The organism is Alteromonas sp. OM2203, assembly GCF_048517045.1.
Classification (GTDB): Bacteria; Pseudomonadota; Gammaproteobacteria; order Enterobacterales; family Alteromonadaceae; genus Alteromonas; species Alteromonas gracilis.
On record NZ_CP183209.1, the window covers coordinates 3,969,396 to 3,986,519 of the forward strand.

Below are 17,124 nucleotides of genomic sequence, written 5' to 3' on the forward strand. Positions count from 1 at the left end.
GCTTATTCCTCTACTTTACCGCCAGCAGCTTCAATCGCTTCTTTAGCGCCTTTAGTAACCTTTAACCCGCTTACTGTAACAGCGCGTGAAACTTCACCGCTCTTTACAACTTTAACGAACTGGATTTCTTTCTTAACAAGTCCAGCTGCTTTTAAAGTCTCAAGAGACGCAGTATCACCATCAACCTTCGCGATTTCAGCAAGAGTTACTTGATCAGTAACAAAGCTCTTGCGTGAAGTGAAACCGAACTTAGGAAGGCGACGCTGTAATGGCATCTGACCACCTTCAAATCCTGGCTTAACGCGGCCACCTGAACGGCTTTTTTGACCTTTGTGACCGTGGCCACTCGTTTTACCAAGACCTGAGCCGATACCACGACCAGAACGCTTACCAGTAGGCTTTGAACCTTCGGCTGGAGAAATTGTATTTAAACGCATGTCTTACTCCTCCACTATCTCAACCATGTAATATACACGGTTGATCATGCCACGAACGGCTGGGGTATCTTCCAGTTCACGAACATGGTTGATTTTACGAAGGCCTAAACCTTTAAGCGTAGCTTTGTGCTTTGGCAAGCGGCCAATTGCACTTTTAGTTTGCTTTACTTTAATCGTTGCCATGTCTGATTACCCCAAAATTTCTTCTACAGACAATCCACGCTTCGCAGCAACTTTCGCCGGGCTGTTCATTTCTGTCAGCGCGTTGATTGTTGCACGTACAACGTTGATTGGATTCGTAGAGCCGTAACATTTTGAAAGTACGTTTTGTACACCAGCTACTTCAAGTACTGCACGCATCGCACCACCGGCAATAATACCGGTACCTTCAGATGCTGGCTGCATGTAAACTTTAGAGCCAGAGTGACGACCTTTAATCGGGTGCTGTAACGTGTGACCGTTTAGGTCTACGTCAACCATGTTGCGACGTGCCTTTTCCATTGCCTTTTGGATTGCAGCAGGTACTTCACGTGCCTTACCGTAACCAAAACCAACGCGACCGTTACCGTCACCCACTACTGTCAATGCAGTGAAACTAAAGATACGACCACCTTTAACCACTTTAGATACGCGGTTTACAGCGATCAATTTCTCTAGAAATTCACCATTTTGAACATCTTGTTTAGCCATTATAAACTCCTAGAACTGAAGACCAGCTTCGCGAGCTGCATCAGCTAATGCTTTAACGCGGCCGTGGTATTGGAAACCACTGCGATCGAAAGCCACTGCTTTAATGCCTTTCTCAAGTGCGCGTTCTGCGATTGCTTTACCGACTACCGTCGCTGCTTCAGCGTTACCTGTAGACTTAAGACCTTTTGCAAGATCTTTCTCAACAGTTGAAGCTGCAGCCAACACTTCAGAACCGCAAGGAGCGATTAACTGAGCGTAAATGTGGCGAGGTGTACGGTTTACTACCAAGCGATGCGCGGCCAGTTCACGAATTTTTGCACGTGCGCGAGTAGCGCGACGAATGCGAGCTGTTTTCTTATCCATCGTATCACCCACCTACTTTTTCTTAGCTTCTTTACGACGTACGTTTTCGTCAGCGTAACGAACACCTTTACCTTTGTAAGGCTCTGGTGGACGGTATCCGCGAATGTTCGCCGCAACCTGACCAACCACCTGCTTATCGGCGCCTTTGACGACGATTTCAGTTTGGCTAGGAGTTTCAACCGTAATGCCTTCAGGCATTTGGTATGCTACAGGATGAGAGAAACCTAACGTTAGGTTAAGCGTGTTACCCTGTGCTGCTGCACGGTAACCAACACCTAATAGAGTAAGTTTTTTCTCAAAACCTTGTGAAACACCTTGAACCATTGCATTTAGGATAGAGCGAGCAGTACCTGCTTGTGCCCAGCTATCAGCAAAACCTTCACGTGGAAGTGCTTTAAGTTGGTTCTCTTCCTGTGCAACTTCTACAGCGTCGTTAAAAACGCGGGTCAAAGTGCCTTTACTACCTTTAACAGTGACTTCTTGACCAGAGATAGAAACTTCTACACCTGATACAACGTCTACTGGGGCTTTTGCTATACGTGACATTTCAACTCCTCCGTTATGCTACATAACCGATGATCTCACCGCCCATGCCAGCGTTACGCGCTGCACGGTCAGTCATCACACCTTTAGAAGTCGACACGATAGCTACGCCTAAACCACCCATAACCTTTGGAAGCTCATCTTTTTTCTTATAGATGCGCAGACCAGGACGGCTTACACGTTCAATTGTGTCAATTACTTGCTTGCCTTCGAAGTACTTAAGCGTAACTTCTAAAACAGGCTTAACGTCACCAGAAGCAGCGAAGTCAGTGATATAACCTTCAGCTTTCAATACTTCACAAATTGCAACGCGAAGTTTTGAAGAAGGCATAGTCACAGAAACTTTCTGTGCCATCTGGCCGTTACGGATGCGGGTAAACATATCCGCGATAGGATCTTGCATGCTCATTATCAGCTACTCCTTACCAGCTGGCTTTTTTAAGGCCAGGGACTTCACCGCGCATCGCTGCTTCGCGAAGCTTAATACGGCTAAGACCGAATTTGCGTAGGTAACCATGTGGACGTCCAGTTACACGACAACGGTTACGTTGACGTGACGCACTAGAGTCACGTGGCAGTTGTTGTAGCTTCAGAACAGCGTCCCAACGCTCTTCTTCAGAAACGTTAACATCGCTGATAATCGCTTTAAGTGCGGCGCGCTTCTCAGCGTACTTAGCTACTAGCTTAGTGCGCTTAGCTTCGCGTGCCTTCATTGATTCTTTTGCCATAACCCTACACCCCTACTTTTTGAATGGGAAGTTAAACGCGTCCAGCAGAGCACGTGCTTCTTCATTTGTATTCGCACTGGTAGTGATAGTGATATCCATACCGCGAACCTTATCCACTTTATCGAAATCGATTTCAGGGAAAATGATTTGCTCACGCACGCCCATGCTGTAGTTACCACGTCCGTCGAATGATTTAGGATTCAAACCACGGAAATCGCGAACACGTGGAATAGCGATTGAAATCAAACGCTCAAGGAATTCCCACATACGCTCGCCGCGTAGGGTTACTTTACAGCCAATCGGATAACCTTCACGGATTTTAAAACCCGCTACTGATTTTCTTGCAACTGTGACTACAGGCTTCTGACCGGCGATAGCCGTCATGTCAGCTTGAGCATTCTCAAGTACCTTTTTGTCAGCAACTGCTTCACCTAAACCCATGTTTAGAGTGATTTTTTCAATCCGAGGGACTTGCATGACGCTTTTGTATCCGAACTGCTTAGCAAGTTCAGCTACTACTGTTTCTTTATAGAAATCATGCAGTTTCGCCATCGTACTCTCCAATATAATTAAACAAGTTCGCCGTTAGACTTGAAGAAACGTACTTTCTTCTCATCTTCGAAACGGAAACCAACGCGATCTGCTTTGCCCGTTGCCGGGTTAACAATCGCAACATTAGAAACGTGAATAGAAGCTTCTTTCTCAACGATGCCACCAGCTACGCCCAATTGTGGGTTTGGCTTAGTGTGCTTCTTGACGAGATTAACGCCTTCTACAATTACACGGTTATCAGCAATAAGCACTTTAAGGACTTTGCCTTGTTTGCCTTTGTCTTTACCCGCTAATACGACTACTTCATCATCACGACGAATTTTATTAGCCATTATCGTGACTCCTTATAGTACCTCTGGGGCCAATGAGATGATTTTCATGAAGTTTTCACTTCTCAACTCACGGGTAACCGGGCCAAAGATACGCGTACCAATTGGTTGCTTGTTTGCATTAAGCATAACAGCCGCGTTACCGTCAAAACGGATGGTAGAACCATCTGCACGACGAACGCCTTTTCTAGTACGCACCACCACTGCGTTCAGTACGTCACCTTTTTTTACTTTACCGCGAGGAATTGCTTCCTTAACAGTAACTTTGATGATGTCACCGATACCTGCATAACGGCGATGCGAGCCACCAAGAACCTTAATACACTGAACCCTGCGAGCGCCGCTGTTGTCTGCAACGTCCAGGTTAGTTTGCATTTGGATCATGTTAGTGCTCCGCTCTTAAATTAAGACTCTCCCGAGTCGTTAGTGCTGCTAAAAAACAACTGGATATCGTTGCTTTTATGTACATACCCCCATAAAAAGGGCGCGAAATAATAACAGAAAACTTTTGGAAGTGATAGCGGTAAATTGAATTATTTTTAGACTATGCGGACAATAAAAAAGCCCCGACTAAAAGTCGGGGCTGATAACCACGTCATAGGTTATCAAGCAGGATCTTTTAGCGCGGATACGTTGTTTTGCATCTGACTACTGAGATGCCTGAACACACATTCTTTCAAACGACTTACACCAACAGGTTTTGATATGAAGTCATTCATACCGGATTTCAAGCATTTTTCTTTATCGTCTGTTAAAACATTAGCCGTCAACGCAATAATTGGAATGTGCTCTGCCTGCTCTCCTAGCGCCCGTATATGTCTTGTCGCTTCTAAACCGTCCATTACCGGCATGTGGCAGTCCATGAAAATAACAGCATAAGGTGATTTTTCAGTCAATGAGCGTTTTACTTTTTCAACGCCTTCTTTTCCATTAGTTGCAAGTTCGCTAGGTAACCCTATTTCTTTTAACTGCTCTTTTATTACTAACTGATTTATTTCGTTGTCTTCTACGATAAGCGCTTTTAGCCTGCTTAACTCCTGGCGGGTAGGCGTATAGTCGTTTCTACTTGCGTATGTCTTTCCAATATCGACGCCTGTCGTGGCATCATCTAACATCAACGTAACAGTAAACCGCGAACCCACGCCTAGATGACTACTCACACCAATTTTACCTTGGTAATGCTCTGCAATTTTGCTCACAAGAGATAAACCAAGCCCTGTTCCGCCATAACCCCGCTGCGCTGAATTTTCTACCTGCATAAATGGAGAGAATATTATTTTTTGCTGCTGCTCGCTTATACCAATTCCTGTATCTGTCACCACGATTTTTACTTGATACCTTCCCTTTCCATAGCGGATGCAGTTCGTTTCGACAGTAACGTTACCTTCTTTAGTGAATTTCATCGCATTATTAAGAAGATTAAGCAAAATTTGCCCTAACCGTAATTTATCAGCTTTGAATACCTTTCCTTTAAGATTCTCTGTGTTTACGTTTAATTCAAGCCCCTTTTGCTTAGCCAAACGAGCAAACATGGGCACTTGTTCTTCAATTGTTAGGGCTAAATCAGTCGCCGCTTCTTCAAAAGGAATATCACCTGCGTCAATATTTGAAAAATCTAGTATGTCATTAACAATTTTGAGTAAAGAATCTGCACTCTTTGATGCATTGGAAGCAAGTTCAAACTGTTTGGTATTCAAAGACGTGCCCATCAGCACTTCTAGCATACCAAGCACGCCATGTATGGGAGTACGTATCTCGTGACTGATTTTGTCTAAAAACTCGCTTCGGGTTTTTAAAGCGTTTTCTGCTAGCTCAGATTTATGTTTTAACACGGCCTTATCAAGATAAGTCTGAGTGATGTCCATAGTTGCGCCAATCACTTTTGTACAACGTCCATTTTCGATAATGGGGTGTGCTCTGCTCTCCAGCCAACGAGGCTCACCGGCATCGGTACGTACCTCTAATTCGTACACAAAGTCTTTGCCTGTTTTTATCATATGTGCGAAGCGCTCTATGTAGTCCTTCCGCTGAGCATCGTCGGCTATCAAATTGGTCGCATCTTCGAGTTTGAGAGTTTTTTCTCCGTGCATGTGTAACATGCGCTTGAGTGCACCAGACCAACTAAGTGCCTGCGTATCAAGGTTAAGCTCCCATGTCCCCACGCCGGCAAGATTAGTCACTTGACTGAGTAATAAATTACGCTCTGCCAAGATTGCTTTTTGTACATGAAGATTCTCCATTACCTGCTGGCGCTCGAGCTCATTACCAATCCAAGTTGCCAGCAACAGCAAATAATCTACCTCTATTGAGGTGAAAGGCTTTTGCCGAGATGTAAGTGAAGAGAAATTTACGGTACCGAAGAATTCTCCTGATACATTAACCGGTGCTGCTAAATAGCTTTTAAGCGTGTATTTAGCAAAGCAAGGGTGTGACGCACCAGGTTCACAATTAATGTCGTGGTAAGCAATGTGAGACTGTGCATTTACAACATCTGCACAGTAAGTATCAGGAAGCGCAAAGAAACTGTTTACGAGTATACTGTCATCTGGCGTTACAACGCTTAATATGCTGTATTGGTCGCCTCGGATATTGCTCACAATCCCGGTTTCTAGGCCAAGAATTTTCGTCCCCACCGCCAACAGGTTGCGAAGTTTAGTATCTAAAGACATGGTGTGGTCGTTAGAAATTATTTGTAACTCTTTGATGATACTCATGTGCTTCCCAGCCGACGTCAGAAATTAAAAAGGCCGACATATAATATGTCGACCTTTTAAACGTAAAAGAAATTTCAATAATTTAAAGTTTTAGACCCTATCAATTAGTCTAATTTTGCCACTAACTCATTAATAAAGAATGTTAATTTCATAGCCAGTAGGTGTGTCTGCAGGTTCGACGGTCACGATGTAATTCTCTTCCTCGGTAAAACCAAATAACGCTGTTCTATCAAGCAGCACTTGCTCTTCATTTCCGTCTTCATAAACGGCAATCACTTCGTAATAATCAGAGGGCAAAACTTCGCTGGTGCTTTCTGCAAATTCTAGATTCTGTACATCATATTCGGCAGTGTCGATGGTTTCATCGTTTCGAACTAAGTAAAAATCAACATCGTCAAAATCACTAACAAGGTTAATAAAGTTTACGGTTTTATCGTATGCCTGAGGCAAACCGCTTTCTACAAATGTAGCTGCACCAAGAATTTCGTTGGTGTTGTAAATCAATACCGCCTTACTTTCACCTTGATTAAGTGTAATAAGTTTGTTGCTAAGCCCCGATACTTTGCCAGAAGGGTCGGTAACCGTTACACGGTAGTCGCCGTAGCGAATTGCACTAAACTCTGATAATGCGCCAGCGGCCAATGTGAAGCTTACCTCTTCTTCGTCGGTATTACCGCCAAAGGTCACTTGAAGCGGGGTATCAAGGTTGGTTGAGTTGTAGATGCGATATTGAGAGTCGGCTTCAACATCGGTAAGCGCAGTCACTGTTGAAGAATTTAGTATGGTGTCAACAACAAGGCCGTCCTGGATCGCCCCACTTACATCACGAAGCGTCATTACGTATTCTGTCTCGTAAACGAAATCAAGGGTTTGCGACTCGAACAAAACCTCATCACTGCCCGGCTCGGTAAGATAGATGGTATATTCACCTTCATCGAAATAGTCGCTGTCGTCATCTTTATCCCAGTATTCAAACTCAAGCATATCTGATGTTGTTACCGTACCAAGATAGTTTGCAGCCTCGAATGGATCGCCAGACTCACTCATATAAAAGTCATAAGATGCACCATCCACCGCTACTGATAAGCCGAACAAACGAAAGTGGTCTTCCATTGTCTCGCGTTCATATGAATAGGTCGTAAATATTGGGGAGCTAAAGTCGCCGCTCATCACTACGATAGTTTTATAACCGTCTTTAAGGTCTACCGTTACGGTGTCTATATACACTTCCTGATCGTTTGCATCTGTGCGTATGAATTCGAGCTCAAGCTCACCATCATCCATTGAATACATTGACGTTGTGTCACCAAATTGTGCTGAGCCAAAGCTATCTCCATCTACTTCCCGCATTTCCACATTCGCGCCATTAGGAGACGCATTGTAAAACTGAAGATAAGCATAAGAGTAATCTGAACTGGTGCTGTCTGAGCCACCACAAGCAGTAAGCCACACGAGGGCAATAAATCCCATTGCCAGTGTGCGGAACCAGGTTCCAGTAAGCAAAGAATGAGAGGTCAATTGCATAAATTGAATGTCCTTTAAAATTTTTCTTTTGTTGGATGAGTGCCAGTGTCGAACGGGATAGGCACAGTTGAAGTGCTTTATGGGCACGCACAATACAGCGATATGGCTGTCTTAGATGGGATTAGTTCTTGGCTTTACGCTCTCTTTGCAAAGCTGACATATCTTTATAAAACGCTGACCGCTTTATGCAGAAAATTAGGTGCAATAACCTTTTAAAAAAATAAAAAAGCCTGCAAAAGCAGGCTTAAAAGTTGTCGTTAGGGAGACCGAAGTAACTACTCGTATGAGTAAGAAAGCGTTACACCGCTATACGAAGAATAGGCACGGATTCCAATATGCCAGGTTCCAGATGCTGGCGCATCAAAGGTGCACACTTCGTTATTACCATTTTGGTAAGGGCGACAATCAAAGCTACTTGTCTCTGGTTGAGAGCCAAACTTCACGTAAAGGTCTGCATCGCCAGAGCCACCAGAAGTTTGAATTGTCATTCGCGTCACACCTTCAGGAATTGTCCATGTGTAGCGGTCCCAGTTTCTGCGCGTTCCAGACAAGTTAGTTAACTGGCCCGATACCGGCTCTACACCCGGGTCTGTTCCGTTGTCACCGCCACCGCTACCGCCGGCACAACCGTTAGTATTAAGATAGTTGTAAGCGTCTGCGAGCTGCATTAAACCGTAACCATAGAAGTTATCTCGACCTGCACTACCTTTATCTTCTGCTGTCGCATTAAGCGCACTTCTGATTTCATTGTTTGTACACTGCGGGAAATAACTCCATACCAGAGCTGCACCACCAGCGACGTGCGGCGTTGCCATTGAAGTACCGCTAAGTGCTGCGTACGTATTTGTTGGGTAGGTCGATTGAACCGCACTACCTGGCGCTGCGATTTCTACTTGGTCGTTATACTGGCTGTAGCTTGCACGGTTTTCATTTGAGTCTACCGCTGCTACTGACATAACGGCATCGTAAGATGCTGGATAAGATTTGGCGCTATTACCATCGTTACCTGCAGCTGCAACTAACAACATGCCTGCATCAGTGAAGCTTTGCATAGCGTTGCGCTCGGTAGTAGAAGCGCTGCCCCCACCTAAGCTCATGTTCACAACATTAGAGCCGGCATCCTGACACTGAGAGATGGCATCGATAAGATCTGACGCATACGTCCATTGGCCATTATCGTTAAAAATTTTAACGATGTGCATGTTAACACCCGGGTATACACCAACCACACCTTCATTGTTGTCGTATGCCGCTATCGTTCCCGCTACGTGCGTACCGTGACCGTTGCCATCGTTATACCAGTTACCTACTGCACTGTTGTTTGCCTGGCCTGTTACACCATCGTTAGTACCTGGCAAATCTGGGTGACCCAAATTGTAACCTGTGTCGATGATACATACTTTGCGAGCAGTGGTGTCTGACTGGCCGAACTGGTTGGCCTGAACCATGGTATACCCGTAAGGGGTTGTTTGCGCCATTGGCTTACGAAGTACGTCCACCTCAATACTTTCTACGTTAGGGTTATTGCGAAGCTTGTTCAGCGCTGATTTGCTCATGGTAGCCGCTACCATTTTTTGCTTTTTCAGCTCTTTATTGATAGCGCCACCTGCTTTTCTGACTTCAGATTTTGCCGCAGCAATGTCGAAAGGTTTTTTACCTTTAGTCTTCGCGCTTTTAAGTTTATTGCCGTTCAGTTTGTCGTTTGAAGAAACAACCTCAATCGACTCGCTTTGCATCTCATCTTTAAACTTAACGATGTAGCGCTGTGGCCCTGCGGTAACTAAACGATCAACAGTTAGGCGTTTACCTAATGCTTGTTCTACGGTTTGAGGTTTCTCTTTGACTTTTACCAGGCCTTCGCCGGCAGCCATTGCAGAGTTACCTGTTAAACCGAGTGATACAGCTAGAGCAGCTGCTGTTAGACATGTGTGTTTCTTATTTAATTTTGAGTTCAAAATTTATTTCCTGTTTTATCTGTCTTATTAACTTCAGCACTGTTTTTGTTCGTGCTTTTGAAGCTATTTGTTATTAAATGACATACAGGTATAACCATTACCTCATACGAAAAGCTCATCCATGACAACCGACGCAACAGCGTTGCAACGACCTACCCGTTTGTCAGGTATGCAAATAAGCAAGTGCGTCAGCTTATTCGCAGAGCTCATATTAGTCGGCTAATCAATACGTTGAGTATAATACCTCAACCTTGGTGAGTATTTTTCATACCTTTAAATGTGGGCAGAACCCCCCTCTAATGTACGCAAGCCACTCTAATCAAACGCTATGAGCGAATTCATATTAGGAATGAAACCCCATAAATAACATTTATTTTACAATTAGAAATGTAACAAAATATTAAATGCTATTCAGTAAAGCCTAAAAACTATACCTTTCGCGTTAGCAGAGTGATTTTTTATTGAGAAAAGCAGAAACAAAAAAGGCGCGCCAAAACTCGTTCTGCGCGCCTTCCAAATTTTTTATGTGCTTTTGCGCTTAACTATCGACGCAACAGCATTCATATAGCCCTACAAACTGCGCTGCCTGACTATTTCGTATAAACAAACGCCAGTAGCCACCGATACGTTAAGACTGGTTACGCTGCCTGCCATTGGCAATTTAACCAGTTCATCACAAGTTTCCTTGGTCAATCGACGCATACCCTTACCTTCAGCGCCCATTACCAGCGCGGTCGGGCCTTTTAGATCAACGTCATAAAGGGTTTTATCGGTCTCACCTGCTGTACCTATAATCCACAGTCCCTTATCTTGAAGATGCTTTAACGTTCTAGCTAAGTTTGTGATTTGAATAAGGGGCACGACTTCCGCTGCACCACAGGCCACTTTTCTCACCGTACCGTTAAGACTTGCTGAATTATCTTTGGGTACTACAACCGCGTGAACACCTGCGCCATCCGCGGTACGCAAACAAGCGCCCAGGTTATGTGGGTCAGTAATACCATCTAACACTAAAATAAGCGGCTGCGCCTCGTTTGCCAGAATCTTATCCAAGTCGGCTTCATCTAGTACACGGGCAGGCTTCGCCTTTGCTACGACACCTTGGTGCTGTTCGCCATTCACTTTATCGTCTAGCGCTTTGCGCTGACTAAATTGAACCGAAATGCCAAAACGTCGTGCTTGGTTAACAATGTTGGTTAAGCGTTCATCGTTACGCCCTTTTAGCACCCACACTTCCATTACACGCTCTGGCTCTTTTTCAAGTACCGACTGCATAGCATGTAACCCGTATAACCATTCTTGCTGCGCCATTTAACGCTTACCTCTTTTATTCAATGACAATGTTTTGCCGCTGCTACCGCCTTTTGCGCCACCGCGACTTGACGACTTTCCACCGCTACGACTGGACGAGTTTGACCCGCCTTTACCCTTGCTGCCTTTCTTGTCAGAACGGGAGCCTTTGTCAGAGCGAGGCTTATTATCGAAGCGAGTAGGTTTATCAGCTGCTTTTTTCGCTGATTTCACTTTAACCTTCTTGCCTTTTGCGGAGCGCAGCATAGACTTATCGAGCAATAAATCAATCTTTCTTTCATCAAGATTAACCGCAGCAACCGTGACTTCTACCGTGTCACCTAACCTAAACTGGCCATGGCCTGACTCGCCAACGAGCGCTTGTTTTACGTCGTCGTAGTGATAGTAGTCATCATCTAGCGATGTAATGTGCACCAGGCCGTCGATATGGTATTCCGTTAAGCGAACGAATAAACCAAAGTTTGTCACCGAGCTCACCACACCTTCAAAGGTATCGCCAACGTGATCGAGCATAAACTCACATTTCAGCCAGTCGGCAACATCGCGGGTTGCATCATCGGCGCGTCGCTCGGTCATTGAACACTGCTCGCCTAGCTGCTCTACTTCCTCGACTGTATAGTTTTTCGCACCACTTACTGCTTTTTTGCCCTTCTGTTTAGCGATAATTCCTTTAAGCGCTCGGTGTACCACTAAATCAGGATAGCGACGTATTGGTGACGTAAAGTGCGCATAAGCCTCAAGGGCCAAACCAAAGTGACCCACATTGTCACCATCGTATACCGCCTGCTTCATTGAACGCAGCAACATGGTTTGAATAAGTTCTTCGTCTACACGGCCACGAGTTTTAAGCACCACATCGGTAAACGCAGCAGGCTCTGCATCTTCAACAATACGATGAGGAATGCCTATTTCACTTAAGTAACTGGTAAATGCGGTTAGCCTGTCAGCATCGGGCTTATCGTGCACTCGGTATAGCGCTGGCGCTTCATGCTTTTCAAGCATCAGGGCCGCACTTACGTTCGCCATGATCATGCACTCTTCAATAAGCTTGTGCGCATCGTTACGTACTAGCGGTACAATATTTTCAATTTTGCGCTGAGCATTGAAGACGAATTTCACTTCTTGGGTTTCAAATTCAATGGCACCACGTTTGGCGCGGGCCTTTTTGAGAGCGCGGTAAAGGTCGTGCAAGTTACGAAGGTGAGGCACGTGTGGCTCGTAGCGCTGATGCAGCTCTTTATCACCTTGTAGAATACCCCATACTTTATTATAGGTAAGACGGGCATGAGAGTTCATCACTGCTTCATAGAACTGAAACTCTTCTAGCTTCCCTTGGGCGCTGATGGTCATTTCACACACCATACACAGGCGGTCAACTTCAGGGTTTAGTGAACACAGTCCGTTCGACAACACCTCAGGTAACATGGGGATGACTTGGTCAGGGAAATACACTGAGTTACCGCGCTGCTGCGCTTCATCATCAAGGGCTGTGCCGGTGCGCACGTAGTGGCTCACATCAGCAATGGCTACCCAAAGCTGCCAGCCACCATCATCGAGAGGTTCGCAATAAACAGCGTCATCGAAATCTCGGGCGTCTTCACCGTCAATAGTCACCAGCGGAAGCTGGCGCAAATCCATACGCCCTTCTTTGGCTTCATCAGGCACTTGATCGGTAAGCTTTTCCACTTGCTTAGTAACGCCGTTTGGCCACTGATGCGGGATATCAAACGTGCGAAGGGCCATTTCGATTTCCATACCTGGCGCCATGTGCTCGCCAAGTACTTCAACAATTTTTCCCACTGGATTCATTTTGCGACGTGGGCGCTGAGTAAGTTCTACCACAACCACCTGCCCCATGCGGGCACCATGTGTACTTTCGGGCGGAATGACAATTTCGTGCTGCAAGCGGCTGTCATCTGGCACAACCATGCCAAAACCTTGCTCTACAAAGTAACGACCCACGATAGGTTCGCTACGAGGCTCTATGACTTGGGTAATAAAGGCTTCTTTTCTACCGCGGCGATCAGTACCGCTCACTCGCGCCTCTACAACATCATCGTGAAGGAATAAATTCATTTGCCCTGCACTTATAAACAAGTCACCGCTTTTATCTTCCGGGCGTAGAAAGCCAAAACCATCTCTATGGCCGATAATACGACCTTTAATTATTTCATCACGGTTTTGAAGTATGTATTTCTTCTGTTTAGTGAACTGTACCTGCCCCTCGCGCTCCATAGCACGTAGGCGACGCTGAATACCAATACGCGCTTCTTCGTCGAACGCGTTCACCAAATTACAGATATCAAGAAACGACAACGGGTTGTCGTGCTCTTTTAGTAAACTCATTAAATATTCCCGGCTAGCTACCGGATTGTCGTACTTCTCTTTCTCGCGCTGATAATGCGGATCGTCACTCATGTATTTTAAATTTACCTTTTGTATTTCGCTCAAAACGTTTTTATTTGCGGCCTTTATTTTTAAGGCACCAGAGAAAACGTTGGAATATGAATTTTTAGACACTCGAACCGAATTTGGTTCAGGTGGTTAATTGATGCACAGTATAACAGTATTTACGGTAAAAGATTACGCGTTGTTTGGGCATATTGGATTTAACAAATTACTTCGCTGGAAACCCAAATGTCGTTGCCGTGCTAAGCGAACTGCTTCAATTTGGGTGACACTGAAATTTTTTTAGTCACCCTCTTGCCGTAACGGCGATAAGCCAGTTAGCTGAGTTTTGGTTTAGTAAATTGATTTTAAACTGGGTTTATTATTTGCTGTTCTGTACAAATCGTAGGCAACTTGGTAATGCATCCAAGCCTGAGCACTTATTCCGCTCACGGCTTCTAGCTTGCGAGCAAATTCAATAGTTAGATTTGAATGCCCGTTAACAAATCGCGATAAATGTTTAGTCGAAATTTCTAGACATTGCGCAATCTCGTTTTGCTTCAACGATGATTTCGACATACACCGACGTTTGAACACTTCACCGGGATGAGGCCTCTTGAGATGTTCGGGCCTTGACGCTCGTTCTCCAGCATCAATTATTGCATTGCCCTGGTTACCTCTGTATTCAATACCTATGTGCATACTTTGTTTCATGGATTGTATTCTCTGAAATCAAGACTGAAACAGTCACCATCGTTAAAATAACAAGTTACCGCTCCACAAGGCTCTACGCTATTCACCGTGATTGTCACATACCAAAGAGCGCTTTCTTCGGATCTTAGTGCGCCGATATCTAGCAAATCAGATATTTGTGATGCAGCGTCCAAATCGAACAAAGCATTCCAGACTTCATGACGATATGCTAGCGGAAGCCATTCATCGTAATCTGAGAGCCACATTTCGAGTAGCTCTTGATGTAGGAAGCTCACAATTGTCATATAACGACCTATATAAGATTACCATAGAGGTAATCCTGTCTCAAAAATATGTTTATATTTTAATCGAGCACAAATGTGTAAACTTCGATCTAACGTTCAGTTATCGATTCACTTCAGCCTGACATCCCATTGTCACAAACACTCAGTATAAAAATGGGTTTGCATTTTTGTTTCACGCACGTTCAACAAAACAATTACATCACTAGTTATCTTACAAACCCTTAAAAGAGCATGGATATGGATAGAAGATCATTTATTAAACTGTCGTCATTCGCTGGAGCAAGCGTGGCTGTGTCTACTGGGCTAGCGGGCTGTACTGTTAGCAATTCTGCAAATAACTCCCCCAAAACTGACGCACAGTTTACCCATGGAGTCGCTAGTGGCGACCCACTAAAAGATGCCGTTATTATCTGGACGCGCGCCTTGCCTGCACAAGGTACAGGGATAGTTAAAGCCAATATTTTGTGGGAAATGGCAAGCGATGCTGATTTTAGCGATGTGGTAAGCAGCGGCATGGTTGAAGCCAAAGCAACCCATGACTTTACTGTAAAAGTAGATGTAAAAGGTCTCAGCCCCGCCCGTCGTTATTTTTACCGCTTCAAAAGCGCGAACAATACCAGCCCTGTAGGTGAAACCCGCACGTTACCTGAAGCCGATGTGTCTAACGTCACATTTGGTATATTTTCTTGCTCTAACTATCCAGCTGGCTTTTTCACCCCGTATATGGAAGCAGCGAAAGACAACAACATCGACTATGTATTGCACCTTGGTGACTATATTTATGAGTACGATGGAAAGGGTTACGCCACGGAACATGCAAAAGAAATTGGTCGAACCTTCGCGCCCGATAACGATACAGAGCTTTATACGCTCACCGACTATCGAAACCGTTACGCGCTATACCGCACGGATGAAGGCCTACTTGCGCTGCATCAGAATAAGCCTTTTATTGTTGTGTGGGATGACCATGAAATTACAAACGACACCTATAAAGATGGGGCTGAAAATCATCAGGCAGATGAAGGTGATTTTTATGAACGTCGCGCGGCAGCAGTGCAAGCGTATTACGAATGGCTCCCTATTCGCCCGCCATTTGGCACTGAGCGCTTAGAAATTTATCGGCAATTTACCTTTGGCAACCTGCTTGATTTATACATGCTTGATACCCGTGTACTTGCTCGTGACAAGCAGCTTGAATACGCCAACTATCGCGACGCTGAAACTAAAGCCTTTGACCAAGTGGGCTTTATGAAAGATATCAGCAACCCTAAACGGGGACTTCTTGGAGAAACCCAGCGCAATTGGCTACATACCTCTATGCAGCAAAGCCAGGCAAAATGGCAAGTTCTCGGTCAACAGCTATTGATTGGCCGCATGCTATTTCCTGTCTCTATTTTTAACGGTGTTAAGCGAGAGGAGATCCCTGCGCACGTGCACCAACTTGCGAATATTAAGCGCAAGCAAATGCAGGGGGCGACGCTAAGCGAACAAGAGTTGGCACTTATCAATACCGTAATGCCCTATAATTTAGACGCATGGGATGGCTACCCTGTTGAGCGCGAACAAGTATTGATGCAGCTAAAATCTATCGGCAAACCAGTAATAGCGCTTGCTGGCGATACGCATAACGCATGGCACAATAAATTAACCCTTAAAGATGGCACAGAGGTGGGAGTTGAACTTGCCACACCAGGTGTGACATCGCCGGGAATGGAACATTATTTAAACATGGATGATGAAATGGCAGAAACCCTTGCCGATGATCTTCCGTTACTCATTGAAGACTTGCAGTACTGTAATCTTCACCAGCGCGGGTTCATGACGTTGACCGTTACAGAGAATACTGCAAAAGCCACATGGCACTATGTGGATGCTATTCTAACCAAAACTGGAAAAGTGGTTAATACGCATAGCTATGAGATGAAGGCATAGCATTCTGCAATTTCGTTAGCGTGTATAGGCTTGAGTCTATACACGTTATTTGTACAACTAGAGGCTATGAACGCTATGTTGCGAGTCGCACAACAAACTTAATTCTTTCCAAAAACAATTTGTTTTTAGTCTGCGTTCGGCCATTGCTGAGCGTCATGAAGAACACGTAGTATTTCGATGCAATTTGTAATAATGTTCTCTCGATATATAACGATAAACGGCAGGCCATTAATCACAAGCTCCCGCGTATTCTTCAATCGGCCTTGGCGACCCGCCCTAGGGTGTTCTGATAAGATTAGGTGCGAACTATCAATGATGTTTATAACAACATCGATAGCGACAGTGGGGCTATTTTCTTGAGCAATATGAACTTCAATTTTCTCTAAGTCGGTAACAGCGAGATCAGTCCATTTGAGTTGCACGCTTAGCCTCCCATTTAGCTTTAACATCAGTTTGGTCGGTCAAGCGCCCCTCATCAGCGGACTTCACACCTTTTTCCACCTCTTGAATAAACCACTCTTCGCGAGCAACATACTGCTTGACAGCTTCGGCCATCAACCACGCCCTAGGCCTATCCATCGCTTTAGCCATTTCGCCTACACGTGCAAGCGTTTCATCATCTAATCTTACTGAGGTAGCTTTTAAGGGCATAAAGATTCT

20 protein-coding genes are annotated in these 17,124 nt (G+C 44.9%); 1 reads left to right on the plus strand and 19 read right to left on the minus strand.

The genetic code is table 11. The annotated features are described in order from the left end of the window. Nucleotides 1-2: 2 nt before the first annotated feature. The 17 genes from rplO to ACM0P2_RS17490 all read right to left on the minus strand — a co-directional run bounded on the left by rplO (nt 3) and on the right by ACM0P2_RS17490 (nt 14,532). Nucleotides 3-437, minus strand: coding sequence for a 50S ribosomal protein L15 (rplO, locus tag ACM0P2_RS17410; protein WP_105932246.1), 435 nt, complete (start codon nt 435-437; stop codon nt 3-5). Nucleotides 438-440: 3 nt separating this feature from the next. Next, nucleotides 441-620 (minus strand): 50S ribosomal protein L30, encoded by a 180-nt coding sequence (gene rpmD, locus ACM0P2_RS17415; protein ID WP_014950907.1) that lies wholly within the window; start codon nt 618-620, stop codon nt 441-443. 6 nt (nt 621-626) lie between these two features. After that, entirely contained in the window at nt 627-1,127 is a 501-nt protein-coding gene (gene rpsE, locus ACM0P2_RS17420) for a 30S ribosomal protein S5 (protein ID WP_012519221.1), read from the minus strand. A 9-nt stretch (nt 1,128-1,136) separates the two neighbouring features. Then, the gene (gene rplR, locus ACM0P2_RS17425) at nt 1,137-1,490 is read right to left on the minus strand and encodes a 50S ribosomal protein L18 (RefSeq protein WP_105932260.1); all 354 of its coding nucleotides are present in this window, start codon (nt 1,488-1,490) and stop codon (nt 1,137-1,139) included. Nucleotides 1,491-1,502: 12 nt separating this feature from the next. Next, a complete protein-coding gene (rplF, locus tag ACM0P2_RS17430) occupies nt 1,503-2,036 on the minus strand; it encodes a 50S ribosomal protein L6 (protein ID WP_105932245.1) in 534 nt (177 codons plus the stop codon). Between the two features lie 13 nt (nt 2,037-2,049). Continuing rightward, complete coding sequence (gene rpsH / locus ACM0P2_RS17435; protein ID WP_012519224.1) at nt 2,050-2,442, minus strand: 30S ribosomal protein S8; 393 nt, start codon at nt 2,440-2,442, stop codon at nt 2,050-2,052. A gap of 13 nt (nt 2,443-2,455) precedes the next feature. After that, nucleotides 2,456-2,761 carry a 30S ribosomal protein S14 gene (rpsN, locus tag ACM0P2_RS17440; RefSeq protein WP_105932243.1) on the minus strand — a complete coding sequence of 102 codons (306 nt, stop codon included), beginning with the start codon at nt 2,759-2,761 and terminating at the stop codon, nt 2,456-2,458. A 12-nt stretch (nt 2,762-2,773) separates the two neighbouring features. After that, nucleotides 2,774-3,313 (minus strand): 50S ribosomal protein L5, encoded by a 540-nt coding sequence (gene rplE / locus ACM0P2_RS17445; protein ID WP_014950911.1) that lies wholly within the window; start codon nt 3,311-3,313, stop codon nt 2,774-2,776. A gap of 17 nt (nt 3,314-3,330) precedes the next feature. Next, nucleotides 3,331-3,645: a 50S ribosomal protein L24 gene (gene rplX / locus ACM0P2_RS17450; protein ID WP_014950912.1), complete on the minus strand. Its 315-nt coding sequence runs from the start codon at nt 3,643-3,645 to the stop codon at nt 3,331-3,333. A gap of 12 nt (nt 3,646-3,657) precedes the next feature. Next, nucleotides 3,658-4,026 (minus strand): 50S ribosomal protein L14, encoded by a 369-nt coding sequence (gene rplN / locus ACM0P2_RS17455; protein WP_012519228.1) that lies wholly within the window; start codon nt 4,024-4,026, stop codon nt 3,658-3,660. A 221-nt stretch (nt 4,027-4,247) separates the two neighbouring features. After that, nucleotides 4,248-6,356, minus strand: coding sequence for an ATP-binding protein (locus tag ACM0P2_RS17460; RefSeq protein ID WP_419226916.1), 2,109 nt, complete (start codon nt 6,354-6,356; stop codon nt 4,248-4,250). A gap of 129 nt (nt 6,357-6,485) precedes the next feature. Continuing rightward, the gene (locus tag ACM0P2_RS17465) at nt 6,486-7,880 is read right to left on the minus strand and encodes a DUF4397 domain-containing protein (RefSeq protein ID WP_419226917.1); all 1,395 of its coding nucleotides are present in this window, start codon (nt 7,878-7,880) and stop codon (nt 6,486-6,488) included. A 275-nt stretch (nt 7,881-8,155) separates the two neighbouring features. Continuing rightward, a complete protein-coding gene (locus tag ACM0P2_RS17470) occupies nt 8,156-9,835 on the minus strand; it encodes a S8 family serine peptidase (protein WP_419226918.1) in 1,680 nt (559 codons plus the stop codon). Between the two features lie 570 nt (nt 9,836-10,405). Beyond that, nucleotides 10,406-11,146 (minus strand): 23S rRNA (guanosine(2251)-2'-O)-methyltransferase RlmB, encoded by a 741-nt coding sequence (gene rlmB, locus ACM0P2_RS17475; protein WP_105932239.1) that lies wholly within the window; start codon nt 11,144-11,146, stop codon nt 10,406-10,408. Further along, nucleotides 11,147-13,564: a ribonuclease R gene (gene rnr, locus ACM0P2_RS17480; RefSeq protein ID WP_159119265.1), complete on the minus strand. Its 2,418-nt coding sequence runs from the start codon at nt 13,562-13,564 to the stop codon at nt 11,147-11,149. A gap of 324 nt (nt 13,565-13,888) precedes the next feature. Further along, nucleotides 13,889-14,248: a HigA family addiction module antitoxin gene (locus ACM0P2_RS17485; protein ID WP_159119266.1), complete on the minus strand. Its 360-nt coding sequence runs from the start codon at nt 14,246-14,248 to the stop codon at nt 13,889-13,891. Beyond that, nucleotides 14,245-14,532 carry a hypothetical protein gene (locus ACM0P2_RS17490; RefSeq protein WP_159119267.1) on the minus strand — a complete coding sequence of 96 codons (288 nt, stop codon included), beginning with the start codon at nt 14,530-14,532 and terminating at the stop codon, nt 14,245-14,247. The genes ACM0P2_RS17485 and ACM0P2_RS17490 overlap by 4 nt, the downstream gene beginning before the upstream one ends. Before the next feature lie 237 nt (nt 14,533-14,769). On the opposite strand from ACM0P2_RS17490, the gene ACM0P2_RS17495 reads away from it, so the two are divergent. Next, entirely contained in the window at nt 14,770-16,464 is a 1,695-nt protein-coding gene (locus ACM0P2_RS17495; protein WP_159119268.1) for an alkaline phosphatase D family protein, read from the plus strand. Nucleotides 16,465-16,589: 125 nt separating this feature from the next. Here the strand turns inward: ACM0P2_RS17495 and ACM0P2_RS17500 are convergent, their stop codons facing one another. Continuing rightward, complete coding sequence (locus ACM0P2_RS17500; protein ID WP_159119269.1) at nt 16,590-16,886, minus strand: type II toxin-antitoxin system RelE/ParE family toxin; 297 nt, start codon at nt 16,884-16,886, stop codon at nt 16,590-16,592. Continuing rightward, the gene (locus ACM0P2_RS17505; protein ID WP_159119270.1) at nt 16,867-17,115 is read right to left on the minus strand and encodes a CopG family ribbon-helix-helix protein; all 249 of its coding nucleotides are present in this window, start codon (nt 17,113-17,115) and stop codon (nt 16,867-16,869) included. The genes ACM0P2_RS17500 and ACM0P2_RS17505 overlap by 20 nt, the downstream gene beginning before the upstream one ends. Nucleotides 17,116-17,124 lie beyond the last annotated feature (9 nt).

What these genes read in the sequence shown, in the direction of transcription:
- rpmD (WP_014950907.1), bottom strand. Translation starts at nt 620, where the DNA reads ATGGCAACGATTAAAGTAAAGCAAACTAAAAGTGCAATTGGCCGCTTG.
- rpsE (WP_012519221.1), bottom strand. Translation starts at nt 1,127, where the DNA reads ATGGCTAAACAAGATGTTCAAAATGGTGAATTTCTAGAGAAATTGATC.
- ACM0P2_RS17505 (WP_159119270.1), bottom strand. Translation starts at nt 17,115, where the DNA reads ATGCCCTTAAAAGCTACCTCAGTAAGATTAGATGATGAAACGCTTGCA.
- rplF (WP_105932245.1), bottom strand. Translation starts at nt 2,036, where the DNA reads ATGTCACGTATAGCAAAAGCCCCAGTAGACGTTGTATCAGGTGTAGAA.
- rlmB (WP_105932239.1), bottom strand. Translation starts at nt 11,146, where the DNA reads ATGGCGCAGCAAGAATGGTTATACGGGTTACATGCTATGCAGTCGGTA.
- rnr (WP_159119265.1), bottom strand. Translation starts at nt 13,564, where the DNA reads ATGAGTGACGATCCGCATTATCAGCGCGAGAAAGAGAAGTACGACAAT.
- ACM0P2_RS17495 (WP_159119268.1), top strand. Translation starts at nt 14,770, where the DNA reads ATGGATAGAAGATCATTTATTAAACTGTCGTCATTCGCTGGAGCAAGC.
- ACM0P2_RS17485 (WP_159119266.1), bottom strand. Translation starts at nt 14,248, where the DNA reads ATGAAACAAAGTATGCACATAGGTATTGAATACAGAGGTAACCAGGGC.
- rpsN (WP_105932243.1), bottom strand. Translation starts at nt 2,761, where the DNA reads ATGGCAAAAGAATCAATGAAGGCACGCGAAGCTAAGCGCACTAAGCTA.
- ACM0P2_RS17460 (WP_419226916.1), bottom strand. Translation starts at nt 6,356, where the DNA reads ATGAGTATCATCAAAGAGTTACAAATAATTTCTAACGACCACACCATG.
- rpsH (WP_012519224.1), bottom strand. Translation starts at nt 2,442, where the DNA reads ATGAGCATGCAAGATCCTATCGCGGATATGTTTACCCGCATCCGTAAC.
- rplR (WP_105932260.1), bottom strand. Translation starts at nt 1,490, where the DNA reads ATGGATAAGAAAACAGCTCGCATTCGTCGCGCTACTCGCGCACGTGCA.
- rplN (WP_012519228.1), bottom strand. Translation starts at nt 4,026, where the DNA reads ATGATCCAAATGCAAACTAACCTGGACGTTGCAGACAACAGCGGCGCT.
- rplO (WP_105932246.1), bottom strand. Translation starts at nt 437, where the DNA reads ATGCGTTTAAATACAATTTCTCCAGCCGAAGGTTCAAAGCCTACTGGT.
- ACM0P2_RS17465 (WP_419226917.1), bottom strand. Translation starts at nt 7,880, where the DNA reads ATGCAATTGACCTCTCATTCTTTGCTTACTGGAACCTGGTTCCGCACA.
- ACM0P2_RS17490 (WP_159119267.1), bottom strand. Translation starts at nt 14,532, where the DNA reads ATGACAATTGTGAGCTTCCTACATCAAGAGCTACTCGAAATGTGGCTC.
- rplE (WP_014950911.1), bottom strand. Translation starts at nt 3,313, where the DNA reads ATGGCGAAACTGCATGATTTCTATAAAGAAACAGTAGTAGCTGAACTT.
- rplX (WP_014950912.1), bottom strand. Translation starts at nt 3,645, where the DNA reads ATGGCTAATAAAATTCGTCGTGATGATGAAGTAGTCGTATTAGCGGGT.